Here is a 14,147-nt window from a genome sequence, read left to right on the forward strand (position 1 = left end):
GTCGCGCCATCAGCCCGCCATCGCCTGCTTGACGGCAGTCGGCTTGAAGCCGTTTCTCAATTCGAGGATCTTGCCCGCGATCTCGGTCACCGGGACCGGATGACTGAACAGGAAGCCCTGGGCCTCGTTGCAGCCCTCGGCCCGCATGTGGTCCAGCTGCTCGACGGTCTCGATGCCTTCCGCGATCGTGGTCATGCCGAGGCTTCTGCCAAGGCTGATGACGGCGCGCACGATCGATTTCGATCCATGCGTCGCGGTCAAGTCGCGCACGAAGGATTTGTCGATCTTGAGCTTGTCGAACGGAAAACTGCGCAGATAGCTCAGCGACGAATAGCCGGTGCCGAAATCGTCCAGCGCGATGCGCAGTCCCAGCGCCTTCAGCTTGTGCAGCGTTGCAAGCGTCTCGCTGCTGTTCGCGAGGAAGACGGATTCGGTGATTTCGAGCTCCAGCCGGCGCGGCGACAATTTTGACGCCGTAAGCGCGTTGACGGCGACGTCGATGAAGTCGGGATCGCGAAACTGGACCGCCGAGACGTTGACCGCGAGCTTCATCTCGGTAGGCCAGGTGACGGCCTGCTCGCAGGCGCGATTGAGTACCCATTCTCCCAACGGGCCGATCAGGCCGATCTCTTCCGCGATCGGGATGAACTGGTCCGGCGGCACCATTCCCCGCTTCGGGTGATGCCAGCGCAGCAGCGCCTCGAAGCCGCAGATGCGGTCGAGATGGAGATCATAAAGCGGCTGGTAGTACAACGAGAACTCGTCCTTGGCCATCGCCTCGCGGAGATCGAGCTCGATCGCCCGGCGCCGCTGCAGGCTGGCGTCCATCGCGGGCTCGAAGAAGCGCCAGGTACCCCGGCCTTCCATCTTGGCGCGGTACAGTGCGACGTCGGCGTTCTTCAGGAGCTTCTCTCCGGTGCTGCCGTCGACCGGCGACATCGAGATGCCGACGCTGCATCCGACCACGACACGATGCCCGTTCAGCTCGTACGGAGCGCCGACGCATTCCACGATGCGGCGAGCGAGGCGCTCGGCCTCCTCTCCGGCCTGGACGCCACACTGAATGACCGCGAACTCGTCGCCGCCCAAACGCGCGACGGTGTCGACCTCGCGGACGCAGGCGTTGAGGCGGTCGGCGACCGCACATAGCAGTTCGTCGCCGACCGGATGCCCGAGCGTATCGTTGACCTGCTTGAAATTATCGAGATCGAGGCAGAACACCGCGAAGCCGGATCCGCGGCCGACCTGAGCGACCGCCAGCTCGATCCGTTCGGCCAGCAGCGTCCGGTTCGGCAGCCTGGTCAAGGCATCGTGCCGGGCCATGAACGCGATCTGCGACTCCGCCCGCTGCTGTTCGGTGACATCCTCGCAGGTGACGAGCCAGCCGCCGTCGGATGTCGGCCGCTGCGCGATGGCAATGATCCGTCCATCGCTGAGATGCTGCAGATAGTTGCCCTCGTGCTGGGCCATCGATCGCTCGCGTTCCGCCAGCAGGTCGGCGACGGTCTGGTCACCGTGATTATCGGCGGCGACGCTGAGGCCGAGCACGTCCTCCATGGTCATTCCGGGAACGACGAGCTCCGGCGAAATATCGAAGATCTCGCAGAACCTGCGGTTGGCGACCTGCAGCCGCGCCTCGCTGTTGTACAGGCACAGCCCTTGCGACATGTGCGTGAGCGCCGCGTCGAGCCGCAGATTGGTTTCATGCAGCTCGGCCTTCTGCTGCTTCAACGCGGAGATGTCGCTGTAAACGAGAACGACGCCGCCCTCCTGCGTCTCGCTGCGGCTGACACGCAGCCAGCGCCCGTCGGAAAGCTGCGCCTCGCTCGCGAAACCATCGAAGTCACTGTCGGCCGGCGCCAGGCTGGGCGCATCGAGCCGATCCGACCGCAGAAGCTGCGGCGAGAGACGGATGAATTCGCTGGCGCGCGAATTGGCCAGCGCGATCTGGCCATCCGCATCGAGCAGCACGACGCCTTCGTGCGACGTTTCGAGCGCATCGGAAAGCCGCGCCTGCGCGGAGCGGCGTTGCGAGACCTCCTGATCGACCATCCGCCTGATGTTGTCGCGCATGGTTTCCATGGCGGTCAGCAGCGTGCCGAGTTCGTCGGTGCCGCCCTTGGGGACGGTCGCGTCGAGGTCGCCGCCGGCGATGCTCCGCGCGGCCCGCGATGCAATGGCGACAGGCCCGATGATCCGGCGCGCCAACACCCACGAGAACAGCGCCGACAGGAACAGCGCGACGGTCAGCCCGGCGACGTTGAGCTGCAGATCCCGCTTGATCGTCGAGAGCGCCTTTTGCCGGAACAGAAAGCCGTCGCCGGCGGTGTAGTTGACCAAGAGCTCGACCTGCTGGCTGACGATCTTGGAGTAGCGATCGACATCGCCGACCGTCGTCCCCGATGCATGCGGATCAGCCGCCGAATTCCCCTCGAGCGACGATCCGATCGCCCGGCGATGCAGCGCCATCCAGGCGTCGGCGGCTTCCTGAACCTTTGCCGCGGCTTGCGCGGCGCGCGAGGACTGCGAGCGGTCGGCGGCGATCGTCAGGTCTTCCGAGAGCGTCTTGGCGAGCTTTTCAATCTGGCTGTCGAGGCTGGCGTGAATTTCCGGATCCGTGGTCAGCAGACGCTGCGACGACGCGACCCGCATTGTGGCGAAGTCCGCACCGGCCGCGCGGGCGTAATTGATCGACATCAGGGATTCGTCGAACGTCTTGGCCACCAGATCGCCGGCATGGCGGATGCCAAGGATGGAGTATCCGCCGAGCGCGACGGCAACGGCGCTCATCGCGAGGCAAAAAATCAGAATCTGGGTACGGATCGAACCCGTGGTCAGGGCAAGACGCGACAGGCCGCCGGTTGCGAGCCGAAAGGCTGCACCGCTCTTTACCTTGAGGTTGCCCAATAGGCTATCCATACCCGCGTTTCGCCGTAGTGCTCGCTGTTCAAGCTACGCAGAAACGCGCAGCGCTTGCGGAAAAATGACTGTCTGCTCAAAATTGCTTTAGTAGTGACTGCAACTCATGCTGAAATCGTTAAGATCAGCTGGCGATAATCACCCTTACAGGTAAACGCGGGACGCATCATTTGCACGCTAGATTGGCCGGCGTCGGAATTCCAAGCGGGGGTCTCATGCAGTCAGGCTTGTTGCGCATCCTGCGCCTCGGCCGGTCCGGAGGCGTGCCTTTAGTGGCCGCGATTGTCACGGGAGCGCTAGCCGGCGCCGCTCTGGGTGCGGCGCCTTATGTCATTTCGCAGAAGGATCGCGAATTCAAGCCCGCAGAGATATCAATCAAGCGCGGCGAGATTTTACGATTCATTAACGATGACGGCGAACTGCTGCATCACGCTTATTTGAGCACCGATACCTTCAGTTTCGACTCGGGCGACCAGCAGCCTGGCAGCAAGTTCGACGTCACATTTTCCGTACCCGGCGACTACACCGTGCTGTGCGGCATTCATCCAAAGATGAAGCTCGCGGTCCACGTCGTCAAATAGTCCCCCCTCGGGGATCAACGATCTACAGGACCGAGGTTTTGAAGATCGCGGCGTGGCCGAAATAGTAGACGAACAGCGTCAGCGACAGCGCGGCGCAGAGCGCGACCGGGGCAAGCCACGGCGCGCGACGATCGCGCGGCAACACCTTGTTGTCGGCGAGAATCGCAAACAGCACGGCGATGATCGCCGAGTGTCCGATGGTGTCGATCTTGCCGAATTCGAAGCACGCGCTGATGAACATCCCAACCAGCACGGCGGCGGCGCAGCGCCGGATCAGCGGCGTCCAGATCAGGGCAAAGGCGAGCGTGAATTCCACCATGCCCGCAGCGCGCATGTAGAACTCATTGTCGAAGCCGAGGGTCATCCCGGCATGCTCGATCAGGAGCGGAAAGCTCCATTCCGGATAGGCCCATTTTTCGATCGAGGCCCACATCAGCGTCACGGCCGCGGCATACCGCATCACGTCGATCGGCCGGATTCCGAACAGATCCTTGTTCAGCCCGATCAGCGCAAAATAGGCGGCAACACCAAGAAAAATCGGGTAGTCGGCGAGATGGAAGACGCCGTAACCGCGAACGCCGATGCCGAACAGGATCGCCATCCCCACGGCCGACAGCGGCAGCGTGCGCCGCGACAGCATGCCGGCGGCGATGGCGAGCTGCAACGCGCCCACCAGCGGTGACGACGTCTTCAACTCGGGGGTCAGCAGGATCCCGCCCACGGCCCAGATCGAGATGAAGAAGAACGCGCAGACCGCGCGCATCATCAGTTCGGTGTGCAGCCGAAGTGCCTCGGTAATGCGGTCCAGCACGCGAATGGTCGCATCGCCGAGCGACGTCGGCTCGATCAGGCAGCCCGCAAACAGCCAGAAGACGGCGACACCGAGCAGCAGTTCAAAATCGAGGCAAAGGACATTCTCGAGTCCGCGGGGCTGACCGGCGACATCGTAAGCGCAAAACCATTTGACATGTGCCTCGGCACTGCGCGCGGCTACGACGCAAAACAAAACCGCTGCAAGACACGTGGCGAAAAAGGAGCGCACAGCCGACGCGGCATCTCGCTCCCGCCCATTAAACATTGAACCAACCGCCCACACACACACATACGCTTAAGGACTTGTTTAACTTATATCAAATTTTACGCTTTGCGCCTGCCTCTGGACATCCGCTGGTTGCATTGTGGTTAATTGCGGCAGGCAGGCCCCAACCCGTCCCTCATTGCATCTTTTTCAGGCGGTTCCATCGAATTTTAGCTAATTCCGGCACGGGCGCTCAATTCAACTGTCGTAGTGAAACCCGGACAAATCGGATCGGGAGGCCGGTTATATGTTCGGAGTGTTGAGCGTCGTGAGTATCGGGGTGGGGTCAGCCCTCGCCTATGTGACAAAATCGTCCCCGTCGCGCACGGCGGCCCTCGAGACCTGCGCGGGCGCGTTCCTGATCGTCGGCCTCGGCCTGCTTGGGGCCGCACTACCGCACCTCGCCTGACGAGCCCCCGTTCCAAACCCTCTGCTGCGTTCAGCGCGGCAATTTCGGGATCCCCGCCACCGGCGGGGCCGTGGCGGTCAGGGATTGCAGGAAGGCGATGAGGTCCTTCTTCTCGCCTGCCGTCAGAGACAACGGCTTGATGTCGGGCGACCGGCTCGGCCGCTCGATCCCGCCCTTGTTGTAGAGCTCGATGACATCTTCCAGCGTTGCGACCGATCCGTCGTGCATGTAGGGCGCACGGCGCGCGACGTCGCGCAATGTCGGGGTCTTGAACGCATATTTCAGCTTCGCCGAGGTCGGAAAGTAACGTCCGCGCCCGATGTCGTGGCCCTTGGCGGTGCCGATATCCTGGAAGGACCCGTCGGAGAAGGATGGGCCGCTGTGGCAGGACGAACAACGTCCCTTGCCGTTGAAAAGCTCAAAGCCGCGCTGGGCCGTTGCGCTGATCGCGCTCTCGTCACCCTTGATCCAGCGGTCGAACGGGGCTTCGCCTGCGACGATGGAGCGCTCGAAGGTCGCCAGCGACTGCTCGATCCTCGGCCGTGTGATCGCGCCGTCGCCGAACGCGTGGGTGAATGCATCGACATAGCCGGGGATCGCCGCGAGACGCGCGGTCAATTCCGGCTCGGTCATGTTGAGGTTCATCGGGCTCAGAATCGGCCCGAACGCAACGGATTCGAGATCCTTGAACTTGCCGTCCCATCCCAGCGGCTCGAAGAAGGCCACATCGATCAGCGTCGGCGAACGGATCGGCAAGCCTTTCGGATCCTCACCGATGGCGCGCGGAAGGCCGTCGGCCCACGACAGGCTCGGCTTGTGGCAGCTCGCGCAGGAATGGGTCTTGGACCGCGACAGCAGCGGATCGAAGAACAGCATCTGCCCAAGCGCGGATTTCGCCTCCGAATAGGGATTGCTGCTCGGGAAGGGAACCACGTCGGGCCGGCGATAGCTGGCACGAATTGTCGCAGGGTCGCGCGGCGCCGTCGCCGGGGTCAAGGCAAGCGACAGCCCGACAGGCAAAACTGCCGCGAGCAAGGTCAGGCTGACCCAAAGCCTCATCGGGGTCCTCAGACGGTATCCTGCTCGGTATATGCCCAAGCATGTTCAACGAAGTTTTAACGCTCGGTTGCGGTCTATTACGGATGCCGGATTCCGTCACAGATCATTTGAGCGTCGCTCGGCGCGCCTGGTTTCGATCAAACCGCGCAATAACATAGCCACTCAACCTAAGGCGGCGACGGCGATCTACTTCGTGGGGCGCTCTACTTCTTCGCCGGACGGACCGGCGCGGAGAGCTGCTCGGTGCGGTCGCGCTCGGTCATGTCGACCACCGTGTCCATCGGCGCGGTGAGCTCATAGACATAGGAGACGTCGGTGAAGTACCGCTTCGCGGCGCCGCCCAGCGCCTCCGGCGCGACGCGGTCGAGCAGGATCAGGCCGAAATCACTGTCGGCCCGCCGCGTCGCCTGGCTGGTGTTGAACTCCTCCCAGCGGAAATGGAAGACCGAGTCCGCATCCTCGCCGGCGACTTCCCAGTTGGCGACGATGTGCGGATGCTTGCCGACCAGCGACAGCCCTTCATCGGAGTGCGAGGCGAGTTCGAAAAACAACAGCGACAGCGATTGCGCGGCGCGGGCGCTGACGGTGATGTCGGGACCGTTCACCGCGATCCGGTCGGCATGCGGAATCGCGCGCGATTCGAACAGGCCCTTCAGCTTGACGCCCTGCCACTGACTCTCGCTGAGCAGCGTGACGACATTCGACATCGCGTGGATGCGCCCGATCAACAGTTCGCGCGCGACGTCGATGTCGGCGCCGTGCCGCAGCGTGCGGGTCACGATCGACTGGATCACCGCGAGGATGTTCTTGACCCGATGGTTGAGCTCGTCGATGACCGCAGTCAGCCGGCGCTCGAAGCCGATCCGGACCTCGATCTCGCGGCTGAGGCGCAAATTGTTGTAGGCGACATAGCCGAACAGGCCGCAGACAATGCCGGTCAGCGCGAGGCCGATCGCCGCGACGATGGTCGCGGTCTGCTGCGCACGTACCGTGGCGTTGCTCTTGGCGTAATAGTCGAGCGACCAGTCCCGGCCGCCGAACGTCACCGTGCGGACCATCGACGGCAGCGGGCCGTCCTGGCGCACCGCGCGCGAGGTGACGATGCCCTGCTCGTTGGCGGTGAACTCGTCATTGGAATCGCGCGGGTCCTTCAACGCCACCGCGAACAGCGAGGAATCGTCGTTGGTCAGCATCAGCGACGACAGCTCGTAGGAAAAGGTGATGAAGCCGGCCGGCTCGGACCCACCCTCCTGGAACACCGGCGCGGCGAGCACGACCCCGACCGGACCGTTCTGCCGCAGCAGCGGCACCGGGTCCGAGGCCACGGGCTTGGCACTCTCCATCGCCTTGGCCAGCATCGGGCCGACCACCGAGTGACGGTCGAAGGCACGGCCCGGGATGCTCAGGGTCTCCGGATTGCGCGGCTCGACGTCCATCAGCACGTTGATCGGCTTGTCGAGCGCCTTGATGTCGAGCGCCTGGTCGTCGAAATCGCGGATCGAGGGATTGGTGAAGCCGGCGGCCTTCAGCTCCGCCTCGGCCGCGGTCAGCTCGTTCGGCTTGAGCCGCGCGATCCAGGCGGCGACGACGAAATCGGTCTTGAAGGCGTAGATCGCCGAGCGCAGCGGCTGCAGCATGTTGGCCTTCACCATCGACGGGGTCCGGAACAGTCCAGAGGCCACCCGCGCCAGCAGCTCGCGCTCGGTCAGGCGGTCCTGCACCAGGCTGGCATGGACGTCGATCGCCCGCGCCAGCGCGATACCGTCGATTGCGAGCTCCTGATCGTGCACCCGATAGGCGGCAAGACCGGAGAGCAGAACTCCGATCAGCGCAATCAATGCAACGATGAAGCCCAGTCGAACCACACGCTTACTCGGCAATCAGGGGGTGGCGAAAGGGGACGGTAGGCATCTGGCTTCTGCGGGGGCGGCGACAAATCAGGGTGCGATGAACGCCAGCCGCAAAGGAATATGGAATAGCGATCATCGGTACGCAACAGGAGCCGGTCGGCAACATTAACGACGACGCCATCCGGCGGTCTTTGGCGGCACCAAAGGTTGCTAATCGTCAAAGTTGGAAATTGTTCCGGCGATTGCGCAGCTTTTTTGCGGCGGAGTGCGCTCCCCGCTCGTCGTCCGTCACCCTGAGGAGCGCGAAGCGCGTCTCGAAGGGTGAACAGCCCGGACAGTGGGGCCGTTCACCCTTCGAGGCTCGCTCAGCTCGCACCTCAGGGTGACGGTGAAGCGCACCACGGTCCGCCACAATGATTAACGGCCGGCCGCCTTGCCCGCGCCCTGCGACCGAAGGCCACCCTTGGTCTCGATGAAGCTGATGATGCGGTCGAGGCCCTCGCTCTTCTTCAGGTTGGTCATCACGAAGGGCCGCTCGCCGCGCATCCGCCTGGCGTCGGTGTCCATCTTCTCGAGCGACGCACCGACATGGGGCGCGAGGTCGATCTTGTTGATCACCAGAAGGTCGGATCGCGTGATGCCGGGGCCGCCCTTGGAGGGGATTTTGTCGCCGGCGGCGACGTCGATGACGTAGATCGTCAGATCCGCCAATTCCGGCGAGAAGGTCGCCGCCAGATTGTCGCCGCCGGATTCGATCAGGACCAGGTCGAGATCGGGGAATTTCGCCCGCATGTCGGCGACCGCAGCGAGGTTCATCGAGGCGTCCTCGCGGATCGCGGTGTGGGGGCAGCCGCCGGTCTCGACGCCGGCGATGCGGTCCGGCGTCAGCGAGCCGGAGCGCACCAGAAACTCGGCATCCCATTTGGTGTAGATGTCGTTGGTGATCGCCGCAATGTCGTAACGTTCGCGCATCGACTTGCAGAGCAGATCCATCAGCGCGGTCTTGCCGGAGCCGACCGGACCGCCGACGCCGACGCGCAACGGGCCATGAGAAGTGGGCATGAGGCGCTCTCTCCGTTATCGTCGTCCCGGCCTAGTGCGCGATTGCGCACGGGGGCCGGGACCCATTGCCACCGAATTCAATTGTTGCGCGAGGCTGGGGCCGCAGTCTTGCATAACCACGAAGGCCAGTGGTTATGGGTCCCGGCCTTCGCCGGGACGACAGCGGAGCGCGCATCATGACCGGAACAGCCTCGTGTACTGTGTCTCATGACGCAGACTAGCGAGGTCGGCCCGAAAGGTCGCGCTGCCGAGATCGTCGAGCGAGGCTGCGTTGGCCCGCGCCGCGGTCGCGGCAACGACCGGCTCGAGATCGGCCAGCACGCGCTGGCTGTCGGTCTGGCCGAGCGGGATCAGCCGGCTGCCTGCGGAAATCCAGTTCGAGAGCACGGCATGCAGGAAGGCATGCAGCGACGGCGCCAGCCGGATGCCATGCGCAGCGCTGACGATACCGACCGCGACCGGGTACACGATCGGCCCGCCGCAGGCCGCGATCATCGCGTCGAGGCCGGACGAATTCCAGGCTGCGCGGGCGATCTCGATGAAGGCGCGCCCTTGCGTCGTGGTCTCGAGCTGCCGCTCGCGCGACGGCACGAAGGCGGCCGCGAGCTCAGCGATCTCCTTCAGCCCGGCATGACCGGGCTGCGACGCCGCGCGATGGCTCTGCGCAAGGAACACGGCGTCGCAAAAGCCGCTGCCGTCGGTGAGCATCGCCGCGAGCCAGCCGCGCAGCGACGCGGCATCGGTGATGTCGCCGGCCTCGACCGCCCATTCGATGCCGCTGGAATAGGCGAACGCCCCCACCGGAAAGGACGGCGACAGCCACGTCATCAGCCGGTACAGCGCGGCCGCCTCGTCCTCCGCCATCCCGCCGCGCACCGCAGCGGGATCAGGCTCATTTGTGGTCATGAGCATGGGAGTGGTCGTGGTGATGATGGGCATGGTCGCAATGCTCATCATGATGATGGTGGTGGTCGTGGTCATGCCCATGGTCATGGTGTTGTCCATCACCGTGGTCGTGACCATGATCGTGCGCGTCGCCATGGGCATGATCGTGCCCGGTGTGACCATGCGCGTGATCGTCGGCATGCGCATGCTCGGCATAGGCGCCCCCTTCGGGATCGAACGGCGCCTCGATCTCGATGACACGGGCCCCTAACCCCTTCACCATCGCCTCGATCACGTGATCCCTGCGAATGCGCAGGCCCTTCGGCATGATCTGCGTCGGGAGATGGCGATTGCCAAGATGCCAGGCGACCCGGATCAGATGATGCGGATCGCTGCCGCGGATTTCCGCGAGCGGCTCTGGAGCAGCGACCACCTCGATGAGGCGGCCGTCCTCCAGCACCATTGCGTCGCCGCCGCGCAGCGCGACGGCATTCTCGAGATCGAGCAGGAATTCGAGCCCGCGCGTCCCGGTCATTGCCATCCGCCGCCGATGCCGGTCGTCGAAATCGAGCACGACGGTGTCGGCTGCCGCTTCTGTCCAGCGATGCTGTCCCAGGACTTTGGTTGCGCGGATCATCGATTGCCTCAGAGCTTCTGAACCTTGGCGTCGCTGATGATCTCGATCACCGTCGGGCCCGTCTTCATTTCGGCGGAATATTCGCGCCACACCTTCATGTGCGGCGCCTTGCTGTGCGCGGTCAGGTCGTCGCGGGTTTCCCAGCGCTCGACCACCACATACAGATTGGGATCGTTGACGCTGACATGGCCCTCGTAGGAGAGGCAGCCCTTCTCCTTGTGGGTCTCGGCGATGCACGCCTTGTGTCCCCTGATGAAGTCGTCCTTGTTCTCGGGCTTCATCGGCGTGGTGGCGATGACATAGATCATGGTGTTTCTCCCGTTCTTGTTCTTGTTAGCGGACGTCGACCTTCTCGGGCGTGATCACCTCGATCTTCGGCGGCGCGGCCATGCACTTCACCGCAACGCGGCCGAACGTCTTCATGTGCTCGGCGGTGCGATGCGGCACCAGCGCCTCGGCGTTCTCCCACTGCTCGACGAACACCATCTTGCTGTGGTCGGTGACGCTCTCGTGCAAATCGTAGGCGATGTTGCCGGGCTCCTTGCGGGTTTCCTTGATGCAGGCCGTCGCCGCAGCGATGAATTCGGCGCGGGTCTCGGGCTTGATGGTCAGTGTGGCAACGACGTAAATCACGGAAATTCCTCCCGGTTTTCTGTTCTGGCTTGGGTCTTGTCTTGACGCGTTTTCTTTCCGCGAACCGGAAATCCACTTCGCTCGAAAACGCTCTAGTTACCGGGAGTGGTTTTAGAACATAAAGTAGCGCTGTGCCATGGGCAGCACCTCGACCGGCGCGCAGGTCAGGAGCTCGCCGTCTGCGCGGACCTCATAGGTCTCCGGATCGACCTCGATCTTCGGGGTCGCATCGTTGTGGATCATGCTCTTCTTGGAGATCTTTCCGCGGGTGTTCTGCACCGCGTAGAGCTTCTTGCTGATCCCGAGCTTGCGGGCGAGGCCGCCGGTGACCGCAGCCTTCGAGGTGAACACCACCGAGGACGCGGTCAGCGCCTTGCCAAAGGCGGCGAACATCGGCCGGTAATGCACCGGCTGCGGCGTCGGGATCGATGCGTTGGGATCGCCCATCGGCGCCGCCACGATCGAGCCGCCCTTGATGATGCAGTCCGGCTTGACGCCGAAGAACGCCGGCGACCACAGCACCAGATCGGCCATCTTGCCCTTCTCCACCGAACCGATCAGCTTCGACACGCCATGCGCGATCGCCGGGTTGATGGTGTATTTGGCGATGTAGCGCCTGACGCGGAAATTGTCGTTGTCGTTGCCCTTGTCCTGCGGCAGCGCTCCGCGCTGCTTCTTCATCTTGTCGGCGGTCTGCCAGGTGCGGATGATCACCTCGCCAAGCCGGCCCATCGCCTGCGAGTCCGACGACATCATCGAGAGCGCGCCGAGATCGTGCAGGATGTCCTCGGCGGCGATGGTCTCCTTGCGGATGCGGCTTTCGGCGAAGGCGAGGTCTTCGGCGATCGACGGATCGAGGTGGTGGCACACCATCAGCATGTCCAAATGCTCGTCGATGGTGTTGCGCGTGAACGGCCGGGTCGGATTGGTCGAGGACGGCAGCACGTTCTTCAGACCGGCGATCTTGATAATGTCGGGGGCGTGGCCGCCGCCGGCGCCCTCGGTGTGGAAGGCATGGATGGTGCGGCCCTTGAACGCCTTGACCGTGTCTTCGACGAAGCCGGATTCGTTCAGCGTGTCCGAATGCAGCATCACCTGGACGTCGTAATCGTCAGCCACTGAGAGGCAGGTGTCGATCGCCGACGGCGTGGTGCCCCAGTCCTCGTGCAGCTTCAGCGCACAGGCGCCGCCCTTGATCATTTCGACCAGCGCCGCCGGACGCGACGCGTTGCCCTTGCCCGAGATGCCGAGATTGACCGGGAAGGCGTCGAACGACTGGATCATCCGTCCCATGTGCCACGGGCCGGGCGTGCATGTGGTGGCGAAGGTGCCGTGCGACGGGCCGGTGCCGCCGCCTAACATCGAGGTGACGCCACTCATCAACGCGTGCTCGATCTGCTGCGGGCAGATGAAGTGGATGTGGCTGTCGAACCCGCCCGCGGTGAGGATCTTGCCCTCGCCCGCGATCACGTCGGTGCCGGGCCCGATGATGATGGTCACATTGGGCTGGATGTCCGGATTGCCGGCCTTGCCGATCGCGGCGATCATGCCCTCCTTGATCGCGACGTCGGCCTTCACGATGCCCCAGTGATCGACGATCAGCGCATTGGTGATGACGGTGTCGGCCGCGCCCTGCGCGTTGGTCACCTGCGACTGCCCCATGCCGTCGCGGATCACCTTGCCGCCGCCGAACTTCACCTCCTCGCCATAGGTGGTGAGGTCCTTCTCGACCTCGATGATCAAATCGGTGTCGGCCAGCCGCACCTTGTCGCCGGTGGTCGGCCCGAACATGTCGGCATAGACGGAACGCTTGATCTTCACGGACATATCAGCCCCCAGTTTCAGCCAGCGCGGCCTTGGCGCGCGCAATGGTGTCGTCGAAAATGCGGTCGAGCCGCGGATTGATCCCCCGGCAACCGGCAACGACCTTGTCGGCCCAGGCCGCATAGTCGGCGAGATCGTCGCGCTCGTCGTTGTTTGGATGCGGCACGATCCGCGCGCCGATATTGCTGACCTTGTCGGCGGTCTTGATCAGCTTTGCGCCGGGCGACTTGTGCGAAGCGTCCTCGATCTGCTTTTGCCGGCGCACGGCCTTTGGCAGGCTCATGTCGTCGGTGCATTCGACCACCAGCGCGGCAACGCGTTCGCTGAATTTCTCCGCGAGTTCCTCGCGCGTGGTCTCGGTGTCCTCGATGGTGTCGTGCAGCCAGCCGGCCGCCACCAGCTCGGCATCGGCACCATCGGTCACCTGCGCCAGCAGGTTCGCGACCTCGGCCAGATGATTGATGTACGGCTCGTTCCCCCGCCCCTTGCGCGCCATGCCGTTGTGACGGTGCGCAGCAAGCTCGGCAGCTTCGGAGACCATGCGTAGCGCGGGAAGCATCGGGCCTACAACTTCCCCTTCACCTCGGCTCGAAAACCGTAGATCACGCGCCTGCCGGCGAGTGCCACAAGGTGGACGTCGCGGGTCTGGCCGGGCTCGAAGCGGACGGCGGTGCCGGCGGCGATGTCGAGGCGCATGCCGCGGGCTTTCTTACGGTCGAATTTCAGCGCCGGGTTGGTCTCGAAGAAATGATAGTGCGAGCCGACCTGGATCGGGCGGTCGCCGGTGTTGGCGACCGACAGCGTCACGGTCTTGCGGCCGGCATTGAGCTCGATCTCGCCGTCCTTGATGAAGAGTTCGCCGGGGATCATGTCGCGCTCCTATCGGATCGGCTCGTGCACGGTGACGAGCTTGGTGCCGTCGGGGAATGTCGCCTCGACCTGGATGTCGTGGATCATCTCCGGGATGCCGTCCATCACCTGCGCGCGGGTCAATACCTTGGCGCCGGCCTGCATCAGCTCGGCGACGGTGCGGCCGTCACGCGCGCCCTCGACGATGAAATCGGTGATCAGCGCGATCGCCTCGGGATGGTTCAGCTTGACGCCACGCTCAAGCCGGCGGCGCGCCACCATGGCCGCCATCGATACCAGCAGCTTGTCCTTTTCGCGGGGAGACAGATTCATGCGAGCACTCTGATCGTTCTTGAAAGGT

15 protein-coding genes are annotated in these 14,147 nt (G+C 63.9%); 2 read left to right on the forward strand and 13 right to left on the reverse strand.

What is annotated here, in order from left to right; genetic code table 11:
* Positions 1–9: 9 nt before the first annotated feature.
* Positions 10–2,919, reverse strand: coding sequence for an EAL domain-containing protein (locus tag JQ573_RS19430; RefSeq protein WP_212314218.1), 2,910 nt, complete (start codon positions 2,917–2,919; stop codon positions 10–12).
* A gap of 215 nt (positions 2,920–3,134) precedes the next feature.
* On the opposite strand from JQ573_RS19430, the gene JQ573_RS19435 reads away from it, so the two are divergent.
* Entirely contained in the window at positions 3,135–3,500 is a 366-nt protein-coding gene (locus JQ573_RS19435; RefSeq protein ID WP_212314219.1) for a methylamine utilization protein, read from the forward strand.
* Between the two features lie 22 nt (positions 3,501–3,522).
* Here the strand turns inward: JQ573_RS19435 and JQ573_RS19440 are convergent, their stop codons facing one another.
* Complete coding sequence (locus tag JQ573_RS19440) at positions 3,523–4,506, reverse strand: hypothetical protein (protein ID WP_212314220.1); 984 nt, start codon at positions 4,504–4,506, stop codon at positions 3,523–3,525.
* Between the two features lie 352 nt (positions 4,507–4,858).
* Between JQ573_RS19440 and JQ573_RS40625 the strand changes: the two genes are divergently transcribed.
* Entirely contained in the window at positions 4,859–4,987 is a 129-nt protein-coding gene (locus JQ573_RS40625; RefSeq protein ID WP_283815087.1) for a hypothetical protein, read from the forward strand.
* A 30-nt stretch (positions 4,988–5,017) separates the two neighbouring features.
* On the opposite strand, the gene JQ573_RS19445 is transcribed toward JQ573_RS40625, so the two are convergent.
* The 11 genes from JQ573_RS19445 to JQ573_RS19495 all read right to left on the reverse strand — a co-directional run bounded on the left by JQ573_RS19445 (position 5,018) and on the right by JQ573_RS19495 (position 14,119).
* A complete protein-coding gene (locus JQ573_RS19445; RefSeq protein WP_212314221.1) occupies positions 5,018–6,046 on the reverse strand; it encodes a cytochrome-c peroxidase in 1,029 nt (342 codons plus the stop codon).
* A 203-nt stretch (positions 6,047–6,249) separates the two neighbouring features.
* Entirely contained in the window at positions 6,250–7,911 is a 1,662-nt protein-coding gene (locus tag JQ573_RS19450) for an HWE histidine kinase domain-containing protein (RefSeq protein WP_212314222.1), read from the reverse strand.
* Between the two features lie 402 nt (positions 7,912–8,313).
* Positions 8,314–8,958: an urease accessory protein UreG gene (gene ureG, locus JQ573_RS19455; protein WP_212314223.1), complete on the reverse strand. Its 645-nt coding sequence runs from the start codon at positions 8,956–8,958 to the stop codon at positions 8,314–8,316.
* A 174-nt stretch (positions 8,959–9,132) separates the two neighbouring features.
* Positions 9,133–9,870: an urease accessory protein UreF gene (locus JQ573_RS19460; RefSeq protein ID WP_212314369.1), complete on the reverse strand. Its 738-nt coding sequence runs from the start codon at positions 9,868–9,870 to the stop codon at positions 9,133–9,135.
* Positions 9,851–10,480 (reverse strand): urease accessory protein UreE, encoded by a 630-nt coding sequence (locus tag JQ573_RS19465; protein WP_212314224.1) that lies wholly within the window; start codon positions 10,478–10,480, stop codon positions 9,851–9,853. The genes JQ573_RS19460 and JQ573_RS19465 overlap by 20 nt, the downstream gene beginning before the upstream one ends.
* Before the next feature lie 8 nt (positions 10,481–10,488).
* Entirely contained in the window at positions 10,489–10,788 is a 300-nt protein-coding gene (locus JQ573_RS19470; protein WP_092118991.1) for a putative quinol monooxygenase, read from the reverse strand.
* A 25-nt stretch (positions 10,789–10,813) separates the two neighbouring features.
* Positions 10,814–11,113, reverse strand: a complete 300-nt coding sequence (locus tag JQ573_RS19475) for a putative quinol monooxygenase (protein WP_024581875.1) — start codon at positions 11,111–11,113, stop codon at positions 10,814–10,816.
* 111 nt (positions 11,114–11,224) lie between these two features.
* On the reverse strand, positions 11,225–12,940 hold the full coding sequence (gene ureC / locus JQ573_RS19480; protein ID WP_212314225.1) for an urease subunit alpha: 1,716 nt from the start codon (positions 12,938–12,940) through the stop codon (positions 11,225–11,227).
* 1 nt (position 12,941) lies between these two features.
* Positions 12,942–13,496, reverse strand: a complete 555-nt coding sequence (locus JQ573_RS19485) for an HD domain-containing protein (protein ID WP_212314228.1) — start codon at positions 13,494–13,496, stop codon at positions 12,942–12,944.
* Between the two features lie 5 nt (positions 13,497–13,501).
* On the reverse strand, positions 13,502–13,807 hold the full coding sequence (locus tag JQ573_RS19490; protein WP_212314238.1) for an urease subunit beta: 306 nt from the start codon (positions 13,805–13,807) through the stop codon (positions 13,502–13,504).
* 9 nt (positions 13,808–13,816) lie between these two features.
* Positions 13,817–14,119, reverse strand: a complete 303-nt coding sequence (locus JQ573_RS19495; RefSeq protein ID WP_050387204.1) for an urease subunit gamma — start codon at positions 14,117–14,119, stop codon at positions 13,817–13,819.
* Positions 14,120–14,147: the final 28 nt, after the last annotated feature.

The organism is Bradyrhizobium sp. AUGA SZCCT0105 (genome assembly GCF_018129565.1).
Classification (GTDB): domain Bacteria; phylum Pseudomonadota; class Alphaproteobacteria; order Rhizobiales; family Xanthobacteraceae; genus Bradyrhizobium.